We start from the raw sequence: 20224 nt of genomic DNA on the forward strand, positions 1-20224 counted from the left end.
ATACGCATCCTGAACCCGTACCGCGGCTGGTAGTCCGACGGGGCATCGGTAGTCACAAACGCCTCACTCGTCTCCCCCGGCACATCGATACCTAATGCTCGATAACGTTGAGATAACGAAAACCTATGGTCAGTTGATTAGGTGATCCCTAACGCGCAAGCCTCTGACTGGGGGTCAAATCCTTAAGACCAATTAACACGAATGGTGCTCCAGTCACCAGAACCCCCTCGCATTTGCTGTCTGTCCGAGTAGTTCGGGCCATCTTTGGCATGCCCGCAAACTTCTCACTCAATGGAGTAAAGGAGACATATGCGTACGAAACGTCGTGGTTCGACGGCGCACAGAAAGGTCGCTCGCACTAGATGGCGGCGGCCTTTACGTTCGACAATCGCAACGGGGACAGCGCTAGCCCTCGTCGCGAGTACGTTCGCGTTAGGGGGAGCGTCCGCTGCTGGACTCGATACCTATCCGGATGATCCGGCCGAGGCCGAGGCAAGTTTGCTGGATATGGCCCTCGCTGGGAACGACTTGTTTGGAGTCGCTCAGTCCAACGCCGGGTCTGTTCAGGATCCTGGACCGAATCAGGAGGCATTTAGCGGGACGCTTGCGGGTACTGAAATCGTTGATTTCGGCTCGGGGTTTCAGATCCCATTAGATCAACTCATCAGTTTTGGTGAACTTGGCGCGCTTCAGAGCGAATCGACCGCCACGGACAGCGGGAACGCCGAAGCGATATCCGGTATTGCAGGCGCCGACGGCGGAGTCACGCTTGACGGCACCGACTCCGATTTCGGTGAGGCCTCGATCGACCTACTGTCTCTGTTCGACGCGGCAGGCATCAGCGAGATCACGGATCAAATGATTGATCAGGCCGAAATCAACTTCGGCCTTGGTGGTGCGTGGGTTGAAGCAATTGAGGGCGTCTTCCAAGATCCCGACTTGGTGGGCGAACTCGCGCAATACCGCGCCGGCTCACTCAGCCTGGATCTGCATTCGCCGGTAATTGAACAGGCGGCCACGGGTGTCAGCGATGCGGCTGGCCAGATGGAACAGGCCCTTCTCGAGCAGATCAACACGCTGCTCGATATAACGAGCCTGGTGAGCCTTGTGCCCGGCGCGGAGCTGGACGTCAACGTGGTGAGCACGCTCCAGCAGGATGTGTTGGACGCGATTCTGCTCGCGCCGATCAGCACCGACGATGGTCTGGCCACGATTGATATCGGAACCGGAACGCTGTCCGTTGACCTCGGCCGGATTGGTGGTAACGACGACGGCGTGATCGATCGCCCGGTCGGAATCAACAACCAGAACCCCAATACCGAACTCATCGACGACGAAACGTACCCGTTCGTTGCCAGTAGCGTGCATGACGTCATCGAGAAGGTCATTGATGTGGGTGTCGGTGCAGCGATCGACTCGCTGCAGGCAGTAACGCTTGAGTTCGATGGTTCTGTCCCGATTGTGGGCTCGGCGTCCTTTGGGATCAACCTGACCGGCGAGGTCGTTGAACCGTGCACCGGCAGTGCGTGCGTCGTGTTCGCGCCGATCATTGCGGCTGCGCAAACCGCTACAGGGCCGATTTACGATGCTCTCGCAGACCCTGAAGGGCTTCTGTACGAAGCGTTCACCACGATCAAAACTGACATGATCACGATTCCAATCAGGGCAGCGATCGACCCACTGCTCGAGTTGGTCGCGCAGAACGTCTTCTCGGTGCAGTTGAACCACCAAGAGACGCAGATGTGCACCATGCCTGACGGCAGTGAGGCCGTCACGGCCCTGGAGGTCTCCGCGCTGAGCTTCGGTGTTGCTGGAGGCACAGCACGACTAGGAATCGGAAATGCAGGTGTGCGCGTTGACGCCTGCGAGACAGCAGCCATCACTCCTGAGCTGACGGTCGACACGCCAGTTCCAGTTGGCCTCTGCGCTGACGTTTCCTCGAGTGGGTGGAATCCCGAGTCTGAGGTCACGCTGCAGTTGACCGACGCTGACGGTAGCCCGATCGGTGACGCGGTCACCGTGACGACCGATGCCGACGGCAACCTGCCGGCAGACACCTGCGTCACGATCCCCGAAGGAACCGAGCCCGGTGATTACACGCTCACCGCTTCGGATCCCGATGGAAATGAGGCCACCGACACCATCGAGGTTTATGCACCCGCGCTCGAGGTAGAAACGCCGGCCGAGGTCGGTCAGTGTGCTGCCGCCACTGGCACGGGCTGGCTGCCGGAGTCTGAGGTCACGCTGCAGTTGACCGATGCTGACGGTAACCCGATCGGTGACCCGGTCACGGTGACGACCGATGCCGATGGCAACCTGCCTGCAGATACCTGCGTCATGATCCCCGAAGGAACCGAGCCCGGTGATTACACAGTGGTCGGCACCGACGACAACGGCGCAGAAATCAGCACACCAGTGATGGTGGTTGAGGCTGGTGTCCCGGCGATCGACGCTTCCTCCCCGGCTCCTGCCGGCGGTGAAAGCACGATCACCTCCACCGGATGGGGCCCCGACACCGAGGTCACGCTGCAACTACTGGACCCTGCCGGTAACCCGGTTGGTGACCCGGTCACGGTGACCACCGATGCCGACGGCAACCTGCCGGCTGACACGATGTTGCCGATCCCGGATGACGCCACCGCTGACACCTACTCGGTGCAGGCCAGTGATCCTGATGGCAACGAGGCCACAGACACCATCGACGTCTACGTCCCGGCGCTGGAAGCTGGTTCGCCGGTGGCTGCGGGTGATTCGACTCCGGTTACCGGTAGTGGTTGGGTGCCGGAGTCTGAGGTCGCGTTGCAGTTGACTGATGCTGACGGTAATCCGGTTGGTGATCCGGTCACGGTGACTGCTGATGCTGAGGGCAATATTCNCTGAGGGGACTGAACTTCTGGTTCCTGAGGGGACTGAGCCTGGTGATTACACGGTGGTGGGTACCGATGAGAACGGTGCAGAAGCGACTACCGGCATCATCAAGGTTTATGCTCCCGCGCTCGAAGTAGAAACGCCGGTCGAGGTCGGTCAGTGTGCTGCTACGACTGGTTCGGGGTGGCTGCCTAATAGCGAGGTCACGTTGCAGTTGACTGATGCTGAGGGCAACCCGGTTGGTGATCCGGTGGTGGTGACGACGGATGCTGAGGGCAATTTGCCGGCAGATACGTGTGTCACGGTTCCTGAGGGGACTGAACCTGGTGATTATGCCGTGGTCGGTACCGATGAGAATGGTGCTGAAGTCAGCACGCCGGTCACCGTTGGTGCTGGTTCGGGCGGCTCCGGCGGCTCGGGTGACGATGGCTCCGCGTCCGGTATCGGCGGCGGTAACGGTTCGGGATCGGGTAACCCGATCGACGATCCCTGGAATTCGAACGGGGACCTTGCCCACACGGGTGTCGATGTTCCGTCGTTGCTGTCTCTGGCATTGCTCTTGATCGTTGCGGGTGGGCTTACGTTCGCCTTCGACGGTCGCCGGCGGAAGCGAGGTGGGGCTCACTTGTAGCTAGCGGTTACAAGTAAGGGGCGGTGGTGGCCTGACGTATCAGGCCACCACCGCCGCACCATTCTCGTCGATATGTTGGGATTCATGTCTTTTCGTGCCGCCCGTACTAGCGTTGCTGCAGTCATCATCACGACGGCGTCTCTGCTCGCTGGCTGTGAGGAGCCGGCACAGGAGCCGGCACCAGACTCCTCCGGTAGCTTCGACTGCGATGAGGGCGCACCAATCAGCCAGCAGTTCGATTCAGGATCAGCGTGGGCGATGTGCTGGAGCGTGCACGAAGACTTTGGGCTCGTGCTCTCGGACATCACGTTCACGCCTGCCGGAGGCGAGGCCATCCCCGTCATTGCCTCCCTGTCCATCGCGCAGCTTGAAGTCCCTTATGACCACGGTGAAACTACTACCGAGGACATCACTGAGGCTGGGTTCGGCGGCGGCCACATGCTGACGCTTACCGACACCCATTGTGTCGGCGAGGTCCTTGCAGCCGAGATCCCCTACGTCGGGGAGGGGGAAGTCGGCGCTAGTCCTGTCCGGGATGTGCTCTGCTCGGATGTGGTCGACGCAGGTGTCGCATACACCTCGAATGACACGGGGCAGACTCAGGCTGCTCGTCGCAGCGAATGGCAACTCTCGACCCTCTCGCGGGTTAGTTGGTACGAGTACATCTCGCTATACACCTTCGGTGACGATGGATCTATCCGCCCGTCGCTCGGTGCTACCGGCAACCTATCGCCGGTGGACTACACGGACAGCGATCATGGCTGGCCGGTGGGAGAGGGCGATGACGACCACGCTGCCAGCCATTCGCACAACGCTGTCTGGCGCATTCATTGGAGCCTCGGCGGCGGCGATCTCGCTGTACAGCAGTATGACGCTTCGCCAACCGGTGTATACGGGCCCAAGTCGGAGGTGGTTGACGGGTCCCTCGCTGATCTCGATCATCCGACAACAGCCGAGTGGGTCGACCGGCGGTGGTGGCGAGTATTGGCCCCTGAGATCCTGAACGCCGACGGCCACCCGATCTCCTATCAGATCGATCTCGAGTACACCGATACCTTCACTTTTACCTCTGACGCGCACACACACGGCAGCGACGCGGGGTACGACGTTGCGTTCACCAACGCCAGCACGTGTGAACTGTTCGCGACGAGTAACCCGGGAGACTGCGGCGATAGCGTACTTGACTACGTAGCGGATTCGAGTACGGAGCAACTTTCTGATGTGGTCTCTTGGGTCGCGGTTGGGTTCCACCACGTCGCCCGCGATGAGGATCAGGGCCCCATGGACTCGCACTGGCAGGGGTTCACTTTGTTGCCTCGAGACCTCACTGCACAGCGCATCAATCCGCCAGAGGGGTACGCCGATCTCAACGGTGAACCGGGCGAGGCGTGGCAACTGCCAGGGTCTTAATCAATCGACGGCGGGCCGTCTCGCGGTCAGGTGCGATCGCATTCGGAAGCGTAATCGACCAGCGCCGCCCATCCCTCGGGGCTGAGCGCATATGACGAGACGGTGTCGTTCGTCAGGGACCGCCACGCTGACGGGCGGGCAATGAGCGTCGCTGTGATCGCCGCGAGCAGCGCCGCCGAACGCCATTCCCCACCGCGTACTGGCGTGAGTTCCTCGCGACTGCCGCGATACGGGCCGCGACGCAGCACCCCATTGACGGCTTCGGCCGCGATACGGCGCCGTGAGGAACCCGAGTCTGCCGCTCCAGTGAGCGCGAGCAGGAGTTGATGAGTACGGACCTCGGGTATCGAGGCGGGCTGCGGAGCCGCCTGATCGAACGCTGCGGCCATCAGTGCACCGAGTAGGTCTACTCCGCTGGCTGCAGCATTGGCCGGTTCGACCAGTCGCGGATTCACGTCTATCACCAGCGGCCCGTCGGAGGTGAGAATCAGGTCGGCGCAGAGCGCACCGTGCCACCGCAACTCGCTACCTATACGGTGCAGCGGCGCAAGGACGTCGTCGCGCGCGAGACTTCGTTTACGGCTCGCCCCGCCGCCGGATCCCTCCGCGAGACGCTCGTTGGCATGTGCCGCCACTAGTTCGCCGTGGCGCCACACCGACTGCGCCATCACCAACTGCCCTGCTGTGGGCTGCTGCATCACCAGTTCTTCGCCGCTGGCGATGCTCGGCAGTTCGGCGCGATTTCTGGCCAGCACCACACCGGTTGATCCCGTGGCCACCGGCTGTTTGGCGTAGATCGGGAATCTGTCCCAGGTCTGGATTCCCTCCGCGGTGACGATATGAGTCGCGGGAGTGTCGACGCCGAACTCGGCAAGTGTTGCGGCCGCCGAGACCTTGTCCTGCAACTTGCGAAGCGCCGCGAAGGGTGGGACGACTGTACGCACGCCCGAGTCCTCGACGAGGTCGGCGCACGCGCTCAACGCGGCCGCCTGTTCCTGTGTCGGTAGCAGCACGTCGTACTCGCCATCCTGTGCGATCCTCAGCGCTTCCTGCACCCACGTGATGGGATCGCGGCCATACGGCGTAATCCGGTACCGAGTCCCGATCGCGCGGGTCATCGCTGCCAGTCCGAATCCCGTGCCGCCGAGGGTGTCGACTCGATGACCGCCGGCGTGCAGCAAACCCGCGGTTTGCCGAGACGCCAGGCTAGACCCGTCAGTGAGAAGTATCTTCATCGAGTTAGTATATACAGTAAACTTACGATCTTGACAGGAGAACTTCAGTGGCCAGACCAGCGCTCATTGATCGCAGCGCGATTCTCGATGCCGCACTTGGGGTGGCCGACGAGAAGGGGATCGATGCGGTGACGATGGGGGCGGTCGCCAGCCGGTTGGGGGTGTCCGCGATGGCTCTGTATCGGCACGTAGGCACTAAATCGGAGTTGCTTGACGGTCTCGTCGAACGATTGCTCGATGAGATCCCTGGCCAGAAGGGGAAGCTCGCCCCGTCCGCCCAGCTAGCGGCGTACGCCGACGGTGTGCGGACGCTGGCGCGCCGCCATCCGGGCGCGTTCGTGCTGCTGCTGGCGCGACCTGCGCGGACGGATGGCGCGCGGCGGCGCCGGGACGAGTTGGTCGATCTGTTGCACCGAATGGGCGTGCCCCGATCACGCGCGAGACGCCTTGAGCGGCTAATCAGCACGATGGTCCTTGGCTACGCGGCGAGCGAGGTGATCGGTCGATTCGACGCCCACTCACAACATGTGCGAGACGGGGATTGGCGCGCGTTAGGGGACGCCGTAGATCAGATGATTGACGCTGCGATCTCGCGATGACCACGGGCCTCATGGCGTCGGCAACCGAGCGAGGGCGTTCAGAGCCGATTCATAGCATCGCCACAGGTTGCGCAAGGGTTCGCCGCCCATGCTTTCGGTATCGATCCAACCGACTGCTTGGAGGACCAATATGGCGCGCATTCCCGAGGCCACCTACACACCTGAAGGACCCACCTACGAAGGGCGCCTGCTTGATCGTTCCGATGAGGAAGTGGTCGATCAAGGTGCTCGATTCGATATTCAGACCGTGATCACTCGGCGCGGCGTCATCGGTGTCTTCGGCGCTGCTGTTGGCGCGGCCGTCCTATCTGCCTGCACCCCGTCGGACTCCACAAGCCGCTCAGCGTCCGGTGGCACATCATCTACCGCGTCGACCTCCGCCGGATCGTCGTCCACCGGGACCTCGGCTGCCGAATCAACGGCGGCGAGCGGAGGCCTTCCCTCGGGTGAGATCCCGGAAGAGACTGCCGGGCCATACCCGGGCGATGGGTCGAACGGGCCCGATGTGCTCGAGCAGAGCGGAATCGTCCGCTCAGACATTCGCTCCAGCATCGGTGGCGGTGCGACTGCGGATGGAGTCGGGCTGCAGTTGACCTTGACGGTGCTCAATATGGCCAACGACGACGTTCCATTCGAGGGCGCCGCGGTCTATGCCTGGCATTGCGATGCGCAGGGGCGCTACTCGATGTACTCCGAGGGGGTCGAGGACGACACGTATCTGCGCGGCGTTCAGGTCGCGGATGCGGACGGCAACGTGTCGTTCGCATCGATCTTCCCCGGCTGCTATGCCGGCCGCTGGCCGCACATCCATTTCGAGGTATATCCAGATGTCGACTCGATCGATGACCCGCAGAACGCTATCGCAACGTCTCAGATCGCGCTCCCGAAAGATAGCTGCGAGGCGGTCTATGCGACCGCGGAGTACGACGGATCCGCGGACAATCTCTCGCAGGTCAGCTTGGACTCCGACGGCATTTTCGCCTCGGACGGCGGCGAGTTGCAACTCGCGACCGTTAGCGGCGATACGTCCAACGGCTACCAGGCCACGCTCACGGTCCGCGTCGACACGAGCACGGAACCCGGTAACGCAGATATGGGTGGCGCTCCGGACGGCGGCACAGGGGCCGGGCCGGGTGGACAAGGCGCCGGCAGTACACCGAACTAGCCGCGGCTCCACGAACGCCAACTCACCAACTAGATCATCTATATACAAAGGAAAAACATGTTCTCAAACCTTACTGGCTGGCATGCAATCATCATTCTGGCCGTCGTCGTGCTGCTTTTCGGGGCTGCCAAACTACCGGCGCTGGCCAAGAGTGTCGGCCAGTCCATGCGCATCTTGCGCAGCGAGGTCGAGCATTCGACTGAGCCGACGACAGCGGCCCCGAGTGTCGCAGCACCGTCGACAAGAGTGGCCAGCGATGAGTCGGCTAACGCATCGTCCAGTGCTGGTGTCGTCAGCGTGAATGCGGCTCCGATTCGCGAAGCGGCTCAGGCATGAGCTCCGCGGCCGCGCGTACGGCGATGCCCTGGGGCGAGCACCTGAGTGAGGCGCGGCGCCGGGCGGTGCGTGCGGCCGCGGCCTTACTTGCTTCGGTGGTGATTGGATACGTCCTCTCGGATGCTGTCATGACGCTACTGCGTGAGCCAATCGTGCAGATCGCCGAATCTCGACAAGCCACGTTGAACTACGACACCGTGACCGGCGCATTCAACCTACGAATGCGGATCGCCCTGTTCTCCGGGTTATTCATCGCCAGCCCGATCCTGATGTACGAGCTGTTCGCGTTCCTGGCGCCGGGTCTGCAGCGCCGCGAACGTCGATACCTTGTCGGATTCGTAGCAACGGCGGTGCCGTTGTTTCTCGCCGGCGGGCTGGTTGGTCTGAGACTGTTCCCGAACATGGTTGAACTGCTGGTCGGGTTCGCCTCCAGCGAGGACAGCACCATCCTGCAGGCCTCCGAGTACTTCGACTTCGCGATGCGGATCGCTGTGATGTCGGCGATTGCGTTCGTGCTCCCGGTGCTACTGGTGATGCTGAACTTCGTCGGCGTCCTAACCGGCGCCGCGATGGTGCGGGCGTGGCGACCTGCGCTGATCGCAATCCTGGTGTTCAGCGCCCTGGCGACCCCGTCGGCCGATGTGGTGTCGATGGTGCTCATTGCCGGATGCCTTTGCGTACTCACCGCCGCAGCCGCGGTAGTCGGCGTGCTGCATGACCGGGCGTTGGAACGACGCGTAGCAGTCGCGCCAGATCCCGACCCTGCTGATATCCGGATTCCAGAGTTTGTCTGAATAGGAGAGACCGATGCTCGGACTGAGCGTGGAAAAGATTGTGGTGATCGTTCTCGTCGCCGCGGTCGTGGTAGGCCCCCAGCGGTTGCCTAGATATGTCGAGAAACTGGTCGGATTCGTCAACGGGGCACGCCACCTAGCGAACGGCGCCCGGGTGCGCGCGGAATCTGCAACCGGAGTGCCTTTCGATGCAACTCGCTGGAACCTCACCCAGTATGACCCGCGGCGGATCATTCGTGGTGCGCTTGATGAGTCCGACGCCGGTGATCTCGCGCCCATGCAAGCCACAACGGCTGCGGCGTACGACGACGCGGAGAACCCTGGCGCTGGTCGGCGTCTCATGCCGCCCGAACACGTGATCGCGGGTGCGGCGGACGGCGCCGTGCTGCGCGGGGCGCAGGCAGATCCGTCGGTCGGCGCGTCAGAGGCACAGGCGGTGTCGCAGCCGGCTGGATACATCATCGCCGGATCGTCGGGTCATCCGCGGCGAATACCGCTCAGCGTGTCACTCAGTTCGGTTGATGGGCAGGGTGACGGTGAACTGCGTGCCGCCTCCATCGCTAGCGACGCTCACCTGTCCGCCATGAGCGCGCACGATCGCTTCGACGATCGCGGTGCCGAGGCCAGTGCCGCCGTCGGCACGTGACCGCGCCGAATCGCCGCGAGAGAATCGATCGAAGATATGGGGCAGCAGTTCATGCGAAATACCCGGGCCATCGTCTGCGACCCGGAGCACGGCGTGCCTGCCATCGGCGGAAGTGAACAGCCGCGTGCTGATGGTCGTGCCGACCGGCGTATGCGTTCCCGCGTTCGCGAGCAAGTTCACCAGCACCTGGCGGATCCGATCCGGATCGCCAGTCACCTCAAGGTCAGCCGCGTCATCGGAAAGTTCGAGGATCCACGTGTGGTCGGTCGCGGTGATCCGGGCATCGGCGCAGGCCTCGACAACCAGACCGGCGAGCTGGATGGATTCGGTCCGCAGCGGTACGCCGGAATCCAGGCGGGCCAGGAGCAGGAGGTCATCCACGAGAGCGGTCATCCGTACCGACTCGGAGCGGATCCGCTGCACCGAGTGGCTGATTTCCTGAGGGAGGTCAGCGTCTGCGCGGGCAACGAGGTCCGCGTAACCGCGGATGGTGGTCAGCGGCGTGCGCAGTTCGTGGCTGGCATCGGCGATGAACTGACGCAGACGCTGTTCGCTCTGTTCTCGGATCCGCAGCGATTCTTCGACGTGTTCCAGGAGGGTGTTCAGGGCTCCGCCCACCTGACCAACTTCCGTGTGTCCGTCGGAATCCGCGGCCGTCACACGTTGCGGAATCACGACGACACCGGAGGTCAGCGGCGTGTGGGTGACCTTGGCGGCCACACCGGCGACGCGCCGCAGTGGTCGCAGCCCGAGGCTGATGAGCGCGATGGCTACCAGGAGCGCGATGATCACCGCGATCACGGCGACGATGACGAAGGTGATGATGGCGTCCCGCACGGTCTGGGTGACCTCATCGAGCGAGTGCGCGGAAATGACAGTGGCTGGCTTGCCCATCACCTCGACGGAATCGGCTGCGACTCGATACTCTCCGGCGGCGCCGAGGTCGACGTCCTCGGGTTGATCGGCGGTGCCGGCCGACGCCGTGAGCGCGGCGATCTCGTCGTCGCTGAGCGCGCGGTCCGTTCCGTCATGCTCAGTCAGTTGAGCGAGCAGTGGAACGTCGTTCACAATCACGAGCGAGATCGAGCCGGGCTGTGGACCCGGACCGAGGGTGGGCCCTTGGTTCTCGGGTGGTTCCGGCTGGGCGTCGTTCAAGCTTCGTGCCGACGCATCGAGCGCGACGCGCACCTGTCCGTCCAACCGATCGAGCAGGCTTCGCTGTTGGATTCCCACGCTGACGCCGCCAATAATCGCGACCGCGATGACGATCAAACCGGCGGTCAGCGCGGTGAGTTGCCACTTCAGTGGCCAGCGGCGGCGGGACGAGGCGGCGATCTGGGCGGCCGAGGTTGCTGGTGCGGGGTCCTTAGTCATTGGCGGGCCGAATCGAATAGCCCGCGCCGCGGAAAGTGTGGATCATCGGCGGGCCGAGCGCGTCGATCTTCTTGCGCAGGTAGGAGATGTAGAGCTCAACGACGCTCGCCCGGCCACCGAAGTCGTACTCCCACACGCGGTCGAGGATCTGCGTCTTGCTGAGTACGGCGCGGGGGTTCTGCATCAGGTAACGCAGCAGCGCGAACTCGGTGGCGGTCAGGTCTATCGGCGTCCCCGCGCGCGTGACATCGTGAGTCTGCTCGTCAAGCGTGAGATCTCCGACGACGATGCGCGTGCTGAGCGGGGCGGACTGAACGTGTCGGCGAATCATGCCGCGCAACCGGACGATGACCTCTTCGAGACTGAACGGTTTTGTGACGTAGTCGTCGCCGCCCGCCTGGAGTCCGGCGATACGGTCGGCGACGTCATCCTTCGCGGTCAGGAACAGCACAGGTACGTCGTTTCCCTGCTCGCGTAGCCGGCTGACCGTGTGGACGCCGTCCAGTCCAGGCATCATCACATCGAGGATCACGATGTCCGGGTCGAATTCGCGTATCGCGCGCAACCCCTCATAACCGTCGCTCGCCGTCCGGGGCTGCCATCCCTCGGTGCGGGCGGCCATGGCGAGCAGGTCGCTGATCAGCGGATCGTCGTCGACGATCAGTACCCGGATCGGTTCGCCGTCCGGACGAGTGGGCGCGGTCATGCTCCGAAATCTAACAGCGCCGCCGCTATTCGTACCCGGCGATGATCTGAGCGAGTTCGGCGTAGCCGGCCTCTTGCGCCAATTGGCGTGGGGTATTTCCGTTGGCATCGGCAATTGACGGCTCGGCGTCCGCTTCCAACAGAGCGGTGACGATCTGTTGATACGTCGATCCACCGTCACCGAACACGATCGCTTCCAGCAGCGCTGTCCATCCCAGGTCGTTGATGTGGTTGACATCGATGCCTGTCTGAACCACCCACTCGACGTACGCCAGATGGCCGCGTTCACTCGCCGGATGGATCGACAAGCCACCGAATCGGTTCTTTATCGCTACATCTGGATTCGCCGGCCGCAGGGCTTCGGCCATCGGCACGCTGCCGGTGACGCCGGTGACCAACCACGGAGTGTCGTGCCGGTTATCGAGAGCGTCTGGATCGGCGTCCATCGCGACCAGCAGGCGGGCCACGTCGACGCGATCGTACGTCGCGGCGATGAGCAGGGGAGTGCGCTCGCTGTCGTCGCGCACCTCCAGGTTGGCCCCGGCGCGCAATGCGGCAGCGGCCTGGTCGGCATCCCCGGATTCGGCGGCCGCTAGCAGGGACGCGTCGGGGTTCGCGATACCGCTCGCTTCCTGCGCGGTGGTCAATGCCGCCGCGATGTCATCGAACCCTTTCGCGGTCGCCATCTGTTGTGGGGTCAGTTGTTCGGTGCCGGATGCGGTGTCCAGGTCGACGCCGCCTGCGATCAGCACGCGCACCGTATCGAGTGATGCGGCGTCTGCGTCCCCGTACCAGACGGCTTCGTGGATCGCTTGATAGCCGGACGCGTTCACGTGGTCTTGCTCGATTCCGGCCACCAGGAGCTCCCCGACGATCGTCGCCAGTCCGCGTTCGGCGGCGCGAATCAGCGCGGTTCCGTAGTAGCTGTCCTTAGCCGCGAGATCCGCACCGTGCTGCAGGGCCAACCTCAGCATCTCTAGCGGTCCTTCGCTGGCCGCGATCAGGAACGCCGACTGCTGGGTTTCGTCTTGAGCGTTGACGTCTGCGCCCTGCGCGATGAGCTCCGCGGCAGCCTCGACGTCGCCGTCCCAGGCGGCCTGGCGCAACTGTGCATCCATGGCCTGCTGGTCTTGCTTCTTGTTGTTGTCACTGGGGCTGGGGGCTGGCGCACTCGTACTTGCCTCAGACGTGCTCGTCGGTGCGGAGTTTGTCGGCGCCGAGCTTGAGGTGTCGGTTCGCGGCCCTGATCCGGTATCGGCACCGGCTCCGCAGCCGCTCAGCAGCAGTGCGACGCCGAGGACGAGGGCGCTGACTATTCGTGTGTGGGGTGACATGTGGGCCTCCGGATCGTGATGAGCGCGCGGTGGACCGCCCTCGCGGCGCAGATTGAGACCTCGATACCGATCTTCGTCCAGTGCGTCGTCGGTATCCATCGTCGGTGGTTTCCGCGTCGCGCACACCGGGCATCGGGTTAACCCGAAATAGCCGATCGGATGATGCGCGCAACCGGATGCGTTCGTAGGCTGAATGGTCATGGACGTCGCCACGAACGGATCCGCTGTGCAGCAGGCCGATGCGCGACGTCCTGGCGGCGGATTGTTGGGCTCGATCAGAAACCTCGACCCGTGGCTGCACATCGCGCTCGCTGCGCTGATCGCCAGTTGTACCGCGCGATACGTCTCTCGGCACGGCCTGGACGCAAGCGGCGTCCTGATTCTGCTCGGCGCGATCGCGTTGATGGGTGCGTACGCCGTGCGCCCGTTCGCCCGGCGCACGGTATCCGGTTCCCGGGTATGGGTCGGCGTGATCATCGCGATCTGGGCCGTACTGACGCTCGTCGCGCCGTCCTTCGCATGGACCGCCGTACCGCTGGCCTTCGCGGCGATGCAGGTGCTGCCGTTCCGATATTCGCTTCCGGTGGTCGTGCTGATGACCGCGGTGGTAAGTTTTGCCTGGCTGCGTATCGTTCCCGAGTTCGACCCCACACTCATCGTCGGACCGGTCGGGATCGCCCTGGTCACGGTGATGTCGTTCCGTGCACTGGAGCGCGGCTCGTTGCTCCGACAACGTCTGTTGGACGAACTGACCGACGCTCAGGCTGATCTGGCGCTCGCACAGCGGCGGGCCGGAGCGCTCGCCGAGCGAGCCCGGCTGTCGCGGGAGATCCACGATTCGGTTGGGCAGGGTCTGACCAGCATCAATCTGCACCTACAAGCCGCGGACCGGGAGTTCGCTGATCGCCCCGACCTGGCCCGCAGTTACGCCCACACGGCGTCACAGACAGCCCGCGAGAGCCTCGACGAGGTACGCCGGATCGTCCGCGATCTGGCGCCCGCCGTGCTCGATGACGCCGAGTCGCTCGTGCCGGCGATCCAGCGTGTGGTCGACTCGAAGGCCACCGATATTCCAGTCGAGATTCACGTGCATGGCGTGGAAACGCCGGTGCCGGTGGCGGTCGCGGGCGCGATCGTGCGCACCGTTCAGGGTGCGCTCGGTAACGTGCTCGAGCACGCCGGCCAGTGCCGGGTGGCGATCACGTTGACGTACGAACCCGACTCCTTGATCCTCGACGTACGCGATGATGGGCGCGGTTTTACGCCGCAGCGGCGAGGCTCGCGCGAGGCACGTGGGCATGGACTCGCGGGCATCGCGCGACGCGCTGAATCTCTGGGTGGGTGGGCGAATATCGAGAGCGCGCCGGGTGACGGGACGACGCTCACCGTGTGCATCCCGCTCTACGACAGACCATCGGGCACCGCTTCTGAAGGACAGCCGTGACTGCACTCGCATTAGTTCTCATCGACGATCACCCCGTGGTGCGCGCCGGGATCCGTGCGCTGCTCGATGCGCAACCAGACTTGAGGGTCGTCGGCGAGGGGGCCAGCCTCGCCGAGGCGATCGACGCGGTGACGGCGAACCGACCAGACGTCGTCTTGATGGACCTCAACCTTGGTGGTGGAGCTGACGGCGTGGACGCGACTCGCGCGATTCGCGCGCTGCCGGACCCGCCGGCGGTACTGGTGCTGACGACGTACGACACGGAAGCGGACGTACTCAAGGCGCTCGATGCGGGAGCTGCCGGCTACCTCCTGAAAGACGTCGCACCAGAGGTGTTGTGGGACGGAATCCGCACCGTCGCCGGCGGCGGAACGGTCTTCGCGGCGTCCGTGGCTGCGCGGCTCATCCGGCGCTCGGCAGATCCGTCACCGGGTATCACCGCGCGCGAGGTGCAGGTCCTGGAACTGCTATCGCGGGGATTATCGAACCGGGAGTTGGCGCGCGAGTTGTTGGTCTCCGAGGCCACCGTCAAGTCGCATCTGTCGCATATCTACGGCAAACTCGGCGTCGACACTCGCGCCGGTGCGGTGACGGCGGCCATCGAGCGCCGCGTCATCCGTACATAGTCCGTACCCGGCTGCTCAGGCGAGTTTGCGTAGCTCGTGCTTCTGTACCTTGCCGGTCGCTGTCTTCGGCAGGACGTCGGTCATCACGACGCGCTTCGGCACCTTGTAGCCGCCGAGGCGTTCCTTGCAATGTGCGATCACGTCTGCCTCCGTCACGTCGGTGCCATCGGTGACGACGAACGCGGTGACGGCCTCGCCCCAGCGTTCGTCCGGTACGCCGATTACGCCTGCATCCACGATATGTGGGTGTTCCAGGATCATCCGTTCGACTTCCATCGACGACACGTTCTCGCCGCCAGACTTGATCATGTCCTTCGAACGGTCGGTGAACCAGATGACGCCGTCTTCGTCCTTATAACCGAGGTCGCCGGTGCGCAGCCATCCGTTCGCGAACACTTCGCTGTTGACGTCGCCGCGGTTCCAATAGCCAGCCATCACCTGAGCGCCGCGGTAGACGATTTCGCCATGCTCCCCGCGTGGCAGCAGTTCGCCGCCTGGATCGACGATCCGGGTATCCACGGTGGCGACCGGCGGCCCCCAGGACGCCGTCTTCGTGACCTCGTGCTCGGGCAATTGAAATACCGTCGGAGGTACGCATTCGGTCATCCCCGAGCCCAGCAGGGCGTAGCCGTTCGGGAATAGTTTCTTGATCCGCCCCACTCGCTCGTCCGGCATTTGGGCCATCGCGTACATGCAGATCCGCACGTCTTCGAAGGTCTTTCCTTCCGCACGTGGACTCTGCAGCAGCAACTCGTACATGTGCGGCAGCAGCATGATGTGCGTGAGGCGGTCGTTCTTGAGCGAGTCGACGAATTGCTCGGGTTCAAAACCCGGCAGGGCGACGACGGTTCCACCGGTGGTCAGCGTCGGCATGGTCAGCACGTTCAGCGCGGTGGTGTGAAACAGCGGGACGATCACACCGAACACGCTGGGCTCGTTACCCCACTTGTGCCCGAACGTGATCGCAGTGGTCAGGCAGGCGACGACGACCGACACGTGAGCCGTGAGCACACCCTTGGGGCGGGACGTCGTACCGCTGGAATACAGACATTGCAGGATGTCCCGGTCGTACACCGGGACCTCGAGCAGTGAGCCGTCGCCGTCCGCCAGCGAATCCCACGATGTCGTCTGGATGCCGCCGATCGTGCGTTGCTCGCCACCATGCAGCACGATCCGGGTGACTTGCGGGAGTTCGGCGATGATCTGCTCGAGTATCGCCACGTACGCATCGTCGATCACGATGGTGCCGACCTCGGCGTCGGCGAGGCAGAACCGGATTTCGTCGGGGACCTGAGCGAGGTTGATGGGCAGGCTGATCAGCGCTGCCTTCGCGCAGCCGTAGTAGGTGGCCATGAACTGCCATGAGTTGCCCATGATGAAACCGACTGGCTCCTGGCGCTGCAGTCCCAGGTTGAGTAGGCCGCGTCCGATCGCGTTGGCGGTCCGTTCCAGTTCGGCGTACGTCACCGATCCGGTGCCGTCCTTGATCGCTACGCGCTCGCCGAACTGCTCAGCCGAGCGGGTGAGTTGATCGCCAACGACGCAGCGCCCGGCGAGGTTCAAGTCAAGCGCTGACACTCCGGTTACATCGGGTTTCATGAGACTCCCTCATCGGCTGGCTACTCAGTGATGCTGGCGCCGATTCTCGCCAGCGAGGGTCCCTCCGTCAACCGCCTCGAAAAGGCCGGACTACTTAGGGCACCCTGACTAACGCGCCACACCGGGTGACTGGCGAGCCAACGGCGAAGTACCGTCGATCCATGACTACGCGCAATGAATCCGACAGCATGGGGCAGATCGAGGTCGCCGCGGACCGATACTGGGGAGCGCAGACCGAGCGCAGCTTGCACAACTTCGACATCGGACGCGACTCGTTCGTCTGGGGCCGCCCGATCGTCCGTGCGCTGGGCATCTTGAAGAAGGCTGCCGCCGAGGCGAACGCTGACCTTGACCAACTCCCGACCGATGTCGCGCAGCTGATCTCACGCGCCGCCGACGAGGTCATCGCCGGCGATCTGGATGACCACTTCCCGCTGGTCGTGTTCCAGACCGGGAGCGGCACGCAGAGCAATATGAACTCGAACGAGGTCATCTCCAATCGCGCCATCGAACTGGCCGGCGGCGAGATGGGGTCCAAGGCGCCTGTGCACCCGAACGACCACGTGAACCGCGGCCAGTCCAGCAACGACACCTTCCCCACCGCGATGCACATCGCCGTCGCACTGGAGTTGCGTGAACGGCTGTACGACGGGGTCTCGACGCTACGCGACACACTCGATGCCAAAGCAAAGCAGTTCGAGGACATCGTCAAGGTCGGGCGCACTCACCTGCAGGACGCCACCCCCATCACTCTGGGCCAGGAAATCGGCGGTTGGGTCGCTCAGATCGACCACGCGCTGGCCGATGTCCGTCACGCGGAGAACGGACTGCATCGGCTCGCGATCGGCGGTACGGCGGTCGGTACCGGACTCAATGCGCACCCGCAGTTTGGCGACCTGGCTGCCAAGAAGATCGCCGAGCAGACCGGTATCCCGTTCACCAGCGCACAGAACAAGTTTGCCGCCCTGGCCGCACATGACGAGCTCGTATCGGTCAGTGCCGCGCTGCGCACCCTCGCTGGCGCGCTGTTCAAGATCGCTAACGACGTCCGCTGGCTGGCCTCGGGGCCCCGCAACGGAATCGGCGAAATCGTGATCCCGGAGAACGAACCGGGCTCCAGCATCATGCCTGGCAAGGTCAACCCGACTCAGTGCGAGGCGTTGACGATGGTCGGCGCCCGAGTGTTCGGTAACGACGCGACGGTCGCTTTTGGTGGCAGCCAGGGCAATTTCGAACTCAACGTCTACAAGCCGGTGATGGCGCACGCCGTCCTCGAGTCGATCCGGCTCATCGCCGACGCCTGCATCTCGTTCAACGATCAGTGCGCCGTCGGAATCGAGCCCAACCGCGAGCGGATCGCGCACAACCTTGAGACGAACCTGATGCAGGTCACCGCGCTCAACCCGCACATCGGTTACGACAAGGCCGCGGCGATCGCGAAGAAGGCGCATAAGGAAGGGACGTCATTACGTGAAGCGGCGCTCTCGCTCGGTTACCTCACGGACGAGCAGTTTGACGAGTGGGTCGTCCCGCTGAACATGACGCATTCCTAGTCTGGATGGAGTTCCTGGCGGCAGATGTTGAACCGTACTCGGTGCAACATCTGCCGCCAAACCTATGCGCCCGGTCCCGGCGTGGTGCCTGCGGCGTGATGGATGCACGTCGCATCGCGTTCAGCGGCCGTCGCGAGCGCGCAGGAGATACGTAGCGGTCACGGCAACGTGCCGATCACCGTCGTCGCTGAGCGCGTCGAGCAACGCGCTCGCCGATTCTCCGGGTACGTCGGCGAGCGCCTGGGTCAGTCGCCGACGGGCGTGCGAATCCGACGTGTTCAGTGCTCGTTCGATCGCGGCAGTGACCAGTTCGGCGTCGTGCACGGCGATCGAGCCGAGGGCGTCGGCCGCCGCCACGTCGTCAGCCCCGACCGTAACCATCCGAGTCAGTGCGCCGATGACGCCGGTTTCGCCGCGGCGCCCGCGCACCAGCGCCGCCTGCCGGTTGACGACCGGATCGGCGTTATCTATGGCATCGGCGAGTACGTCGAGTGCGGACGTAGACCCGATCTTCATCAATGCCTCGACCGCTCTGCGCCGTCGTTGCGCAATCGGTGAATCGAGAGCAGTAGCGAGGATCGGAATCGCATCGTCCGCCCGCCGTGCCAGCGCCCAATCGAGCGCCCCGGCCGCGTTGCGGTCGTGCTCGCCGAGTGCCGCCTCGGCCAAGGGCGCGACCTGACCGGCCCCGTCATCGATCAGCGCAAAGCGTTGCCGCGCCGACCCGTCGGGCGCGTCGAGTCCACGTAGGAACGCGATGGTGCGCACCACCTCGGACCAGTCGGTCGGTTCGACCGACTGCACCCGCTCCAGCCGGCGGAGCAGTTCTTCGTCGCGGGCAATCCGCGACCGGGTGGCGAGCGCGATCTGCTCGATGAGGTCCCTCGGGTCGAAGGTGAGGTCATCGAGGGCAACGGCCACATCGCGCAGCCCGATGCCCAGCGAGCGGAGCCCCTCGATGTGGAACAGACGGCGAAGGTCGTCTTCGACGTACTCCCGGTAACCAGTAGCGGTACGCGTGGACGGGGACAGCAGCCCGATGGAGTCGTAGTGACGCAGCATCCGCACGCTCACGCCGGAACGTTCGGATACCTCCCCGATCAACATGTATCCACCCTAGGGCTGCTCCGCCGCGGCCGTCTCCTCGATCGCGGCGGAGCGCTCCGCCTCAGATTCCGGGCGCATCGAGCAGTGAGACTGTTCGCTGGGCCTCGGCGATCGCCGCGTCGAAACCTTCATCAGGGTTCGCGACGATGCGCTCAGTGGCCAGCGCGTGCAACCGGACGGCGTCGTCCCGGCTCGCTTTCGCCCGTTCGATGACGGGTGCGGCGACCTCGCCCAACTCTACGAACGCCCTGCTCAGACTGAGTTGTACGTCGCGACTGCCGCGACCGAACTGAGTCGCGAGCGTGTCTGCCAGCCGCGCATGCTGATCCGCCCGAACCAGGGCGACCGCGGTGCGCCAGGCTGCGCGGGCTGTTTCGTCGTCCACATCCGTCAGCAACTCCGTGGTGATCGCCGCAGCGGTCGCCGGGTCGCCAATCTTGGAGATCGTATGGATCGCTTGGCTACGTGCCTGCGGTGTGTTCGAGCGCAACTGCGGCAGTACTCGCTCAAGGACGGCTGCCTTGTCGTGGCGGATCAACGCCCAGGTCAACATATCGCGCACAAAGAAGTCCGGCTCTACCGCACAGCGATCCACCAGCACCGGAATGTAGGTCTCCTCGGGCTGGGTGCCCGCGGCCAGAGCGGCACGCAGGCGCGCCGAACTATCGCGAGCGGTCAATGCTCTGGCGAGTCGCTGCGCGCTGTGTAACTGGGTCACGTCGATTACCTCCGCGCACCATGAAACGGCCTGACACCGTGTCAGGGTCAAGGGATTTTTCGTATCGGTGGGATCTGCCT

The 20224-nt window shown here is 63.9% G+C and carries 17 protein-coding genes and 1 pseudogene; 11 read left to right on the forward strand and 7 right to left on the reverse strand.

The annotated features are described in order from the left end of the window. The first annotated feature begins 309 nt into the window (after nucleotides 1-309). From E1H16_RS12955 to E1H16_RS12965, 3 genes are all read left to right on the forward strand, one after another. Nucleotides 310-2880, forward strand: a complete 2571-nt coding sequence (locus tag E1H16_RS12955; RefSeq protein ID WP_134324288.1) for a choice-of-anchor G family protein — start codon at nucleotides 310-312, stop codon at nucleotides 2878-2880. 52 nt (nucleotides 2881-2932) lie between these two features. Next, nucleotides 2933-3499, forward strand: a complete 567-nt coding sequence (locus E1H16_RS12960) for a hypothetical protein (protein WP_208379044.1) — start codon at nucleotides 2933-2935, stop codon at nucleotides 3497-3499. A gap of 84 nt (nucleotides 3500-3583) precedes the next feature. Beyond that, nucleotides 3584-4909 carry a copper amine oxidase gene (locus E1H16_RS12965; RefSeq protein WP_166741756.1) on the forward strand — a complete coding sequence of 442 codons (1326 nt, stop codon included), beginning with the start codon at nucleotides 3584-3586 and terminating at the stop codon, nucleotides 4907-4909. A 26-nt stretch (nucleotides 4910-4935) separates the two neighbouring features. Here E1H16_RS12965 and E1H16_RS12970 read toward each other — a convergent pair whose 3' ends face one another. Further along, nucleotides 4936-6144, reverse strand: a complete 1209-nt coding sequence (locus E1H16_RS12970; RefSeq protein WP_134324291.1) for an ATP-grasp domain-containing protein — start codon at nucleotides 6142-6144, stop codon at nucleotides 4936-4938. Between the two features lie 47 nt (nucleotides 6145-6191). On the opposite strand from E1H16_RS12970, the gene E1H16_RS12975 reads away from it, so the two are divergent. The 5 genes and pseudogenes from E1H16_RS12975 to E1H16_RS19105 all read left to right on the forward strand — a co-directional run. Next, on the forward strand, nucleotides 6192-6743 hold the full coding sequence (locus E1H16_RS12975) for a TetR/AcrR family transcriptional regulator (RefSeq protein ID WP_134324292.1): 552 nt from the start codon (nucleotides 6192-6194) through the stop codon (nucleotides 6741-6743). A gap of 130 nt (nucleotides 6744-6873) precedes the next feature. After that, nucleotides 6874-7908: an intradiol ring-cleavage dioxygenase gene (locus tag E1H16_RS12980; RefSeq protein WP_134324293.1), complete on the forward strand. Its 1035-nt coding sequence runs from the start codon at nucleotides 6874-6876 to the stop codon at nucleotides 7906-7908. A 57-nt stretch (nucleotides 7909-7965) separates the two neighbouring features. Continuing rightward, a complete protein-coding gene (locus E1H16_RS12985; RefSeq protein ID WP_134324294.1) occupies nucleotides 7966-8244 on the forward strand; it encodes a twin-arginine translocase TatA/TatE family subunit in 279 nt (92 codons plus the stop codon). Next, nucleotides 8241-9038: a twin-arginine translocase subunit TatC gene (gene tatC / locus E1H16_RS12990; RefSeq protein ID WP_134324295.1), complete on the forward strand. Its 798-nt coding sequence runs from the start codon at nucleotides 8241-8243 to the stop codon at nucleotides 9036-9038. The genes E1H16_RS12985 and tatC overlap by 4 nt, the downstream gene beginning before the upstream one ends. 13 nt (nucleotides 9039-9051) lie before the next feature. Continuing rightward, nucleotides 9052-9180 (forward strand): annotated as a pseudogene (locus tag E1H16_RS19105) (twin-arginine translocase TatA/TatE family subunit); the annotation flags it as partial. A gap of 363 nt (nucleotides 9181-9543) precedes the next feature. On the opposite strand, the gene E1H16_RS12995 reads toward E1H16_RS19105, so the two are convergent. From E1H16_RS12995 to E1H16_RS13005, 3 genes are read right to left on the reverse strand one after another with little or no spacing between them, the layout of a single operon-like run. Then, nucleotides 9544-11058, reverse strand: coding sequence for a sensor histidine kinase (locus tag E1H16_RS12995; RefSeq protein WP_134324296.1), 1515 nt, complete (start codon nucleotides 11056-11058; stop codon nucleotides 9544-9546). Next, nucleotides 11051-11764, reverse strand: coding sequence for a response regulator transcription factor (locus tag E1H16_RS13000; RefSeq protein ID WP_134324297.1), 714 nt, complete (start codon nucleotides 11762-11764; stop codon nucleotides 11051-11053). Before E1H16_RS13000 ends, E1H16_RS12995 begins: the two co-directional genes overlap by 8 nt. Before the next feature lie 25 nt (nucleotides 11765-11789). After that, nucleotides 11790-13196 (reverse strand): ankyrin repeat domain-containing protein, encoded by a 1407-nt coding sequence (locus tag E1H16_RS13005; RefSeq protein WP_208379045.1) that lies wholly within the window; start codon nucleotides 13194-13196, stop codon nucleotides 11790-11792. A 100-nt stretch (nucleotides 13197-13296) separates the two neighbouring features. Between E1H16_RS13005 and E1H16_RS13010 the strand changes: the two genes are divergently transcribed. Together E1H16_RS13010 and E1H16_RS13015 are read left to right on the forward strand one after the other, a co-directional pair. Further along, the gene (locus E1H16_RS13010) at nucleotides 13297-14541 is read left to right on the forward strand and encodes a sensor histidine kinase (protein ID WP_134324298.1); all 1245 of its coding nucleotides are present in this window, start codon (nucleotides 13297-13299) and stop codon (nucleotides 14539-14541) included. Next, on the forward strand, nucleotides 14538-15167 hold the full coding sequence (locus E1H16_RS13015; RefSeq protein WP_134324299.1) for a response regulator: 630 nt from the start codon (nucleotides 14538-14540) through the stop codon (nucleotides 15165-15167). Before E1H16_RS13010 ends, E1H16_RS13015 begins: the two co-directional genes overlap by 4 nt. A 15-nt stretch (nucleotides 15168-15182) precedes the next feature. Here E1H16_RS13015 and E1H16_RS13020 read toward each other — a convergent pair whose 3' ends face one another. Continuing rightward, nucleotides 15183-16766, reverse strand: a complete 1584-nt coding sequence (locus tag E1H16_RS13020; RefSeq protein ID WP_134324300.1) for a class I adenylate-forming enzyme family protein — start codon at nucleotides 16764-16766, stop codon at nucleotides 15183-15185. 161 nt (nucleotides 16767-16927) lie between these two features. On the opposite strand from E1H16_RS13020, the gene fumC reads away from it, so the two are divergent. Beyond that, on the forward strand, nucleotides 16928-18319 hold the full coding sequence (gene fumC, locus E1H16_RS13025; protein WP_134324301.1) for a class II fumarate hydratase: 1392 nt from the start codon (nucleotides 16928-16930) through the stop codon (nucleotides 18317-18319). Between the two features lie 120 nt (nucleotides 18320-18439). On the opposite strand, the gene E1H16_RS13030 is transcribed toward fumC, so the two are convergent. Together E1H16_RS13030 and E1H16_RS13035 are read right to left on the reverse strand one after the other, a co-directional pair. After that, nucleotides 18440-19426 (reverse strand): MerR family DNA-binding transcriptional regulator, encoded by a 987-nt coding sequence (locus E1H16_RS13030; protein WP_134324302.1) that lies wholly within the window; start codon nucleotides 19424-19426, stop codon nucleotides 18440-18442. A 61-nt stretch (nucleotides 19427-19487) separates the two neighbouring features. Continuing rightward, nucleotides 19488-20144, reverse strand: coding sequence for a HEAT repeat domain-containing protein (locus E1H16_RS13035; protein WP_134324303.1), 657 nt, complete (start codon nucleotides 20142-20144; stop codon nucleotides 19488-19490). Between the last annotated feature and the right edge of the window lie 80 nt (nucleotides 20145-20224).

Source organism: Cumulibacter soli, from assembly GCF_004382795.1.
GTDB classification, from domain to species: Bacteria; Actinomycetota; Actinomycetes; order Mycobacteriales; family Antricoccaceae; genus Cumulibacter; species Cumulibacter soli.

Excerpts from the sequence above, each read along its gene's own strand:
- E1H16_RS12965 (WP_166741756.1), top strand. The coding sequence starts at position 3,584 with ATGTCTTTTCGTGCCGCCCGTACTAGCGTTGCTGCAGTCATCATCACG.
- E1H16_RS12970 (WP_134324291.1), bottom strand. The coding sequence starts at position 6,144 with ATGAAGATACTTCTCACTGACGGGTCTAGCCTGGCGTCTCGGCAAACC.
- E1H16_RS12980 (WP_134324293.1), top strand. The coding sequence starts at position 6,874 with ATGGCGCGCATTCCCGAGGCCACCTACACACCTGAAGGACCCACCTAC.
- E1H16_RS12985 (WP_134324294.1), top strand. The coding sequence starts at position 7,966 with ATGTTCTCAAACCTTACTGGCTGGCATGCAATCATCATTCTGGCCGTC.
- tatC (WP_134324295.1), top strand. The coding sequence starts at position 8,241 with ATGAGCTCCGCGGCCGCGCGTACGGCGATGCCCTGGGGCGAGCACCTG.
- E1H16_RS12995 (WP_134324296.1), bottom strand. The coding sequence starts at position 11,058 with ATGACTAAGGACCCCGCACCAGCAACCTCGGCCGCCCAGATCGCCGCC.
- E1H16_RS13000 (WP_134324297.1), bottom strand. The coding sequence starts at position 11,764 with ATGACCGCGCCCACTCGTCCGGACGGCGAACCGATCCGGGTACTGATC.
- E1H16_RS13005 (WP_208379045.1), bottom strand. The coding sequence starts at position 13,196 with ATGGATACCGACGACGCACTGGACGAAGATCGGTATCGAGGTCTCAAT.
- E1H16_RS13010 (WP_134324298.1), top strand. The coding sequence starts at position 13,297 with ATGGACGTCGCCACGAACGGATCCGCTGTGCAGCAGGCCGATGCGCGA.
- E1H16_RS13020 (WP_134324300.1), bottom strand. The coding sequence starts at position 16,766 with ATGAAACCCGATGTAACCGGAGTGTCAGCGCTTGACTTGAACCTCGCC.
- fumC (WP_134324301.1), top strand. The coding sequence starts at position 16,928 with ATGACTACGCGCAATGAATCCGACAGCATGGGGCAGATCGAGGTCGCC.
- E1H16_RS13030 (WP_134324302.1), bottom strand. The coding sequence starts at position 19,426 with ATGTTGATCGGGGAGGTATCCGAACGTTCCGGCGTGAGCGTGCGGATG.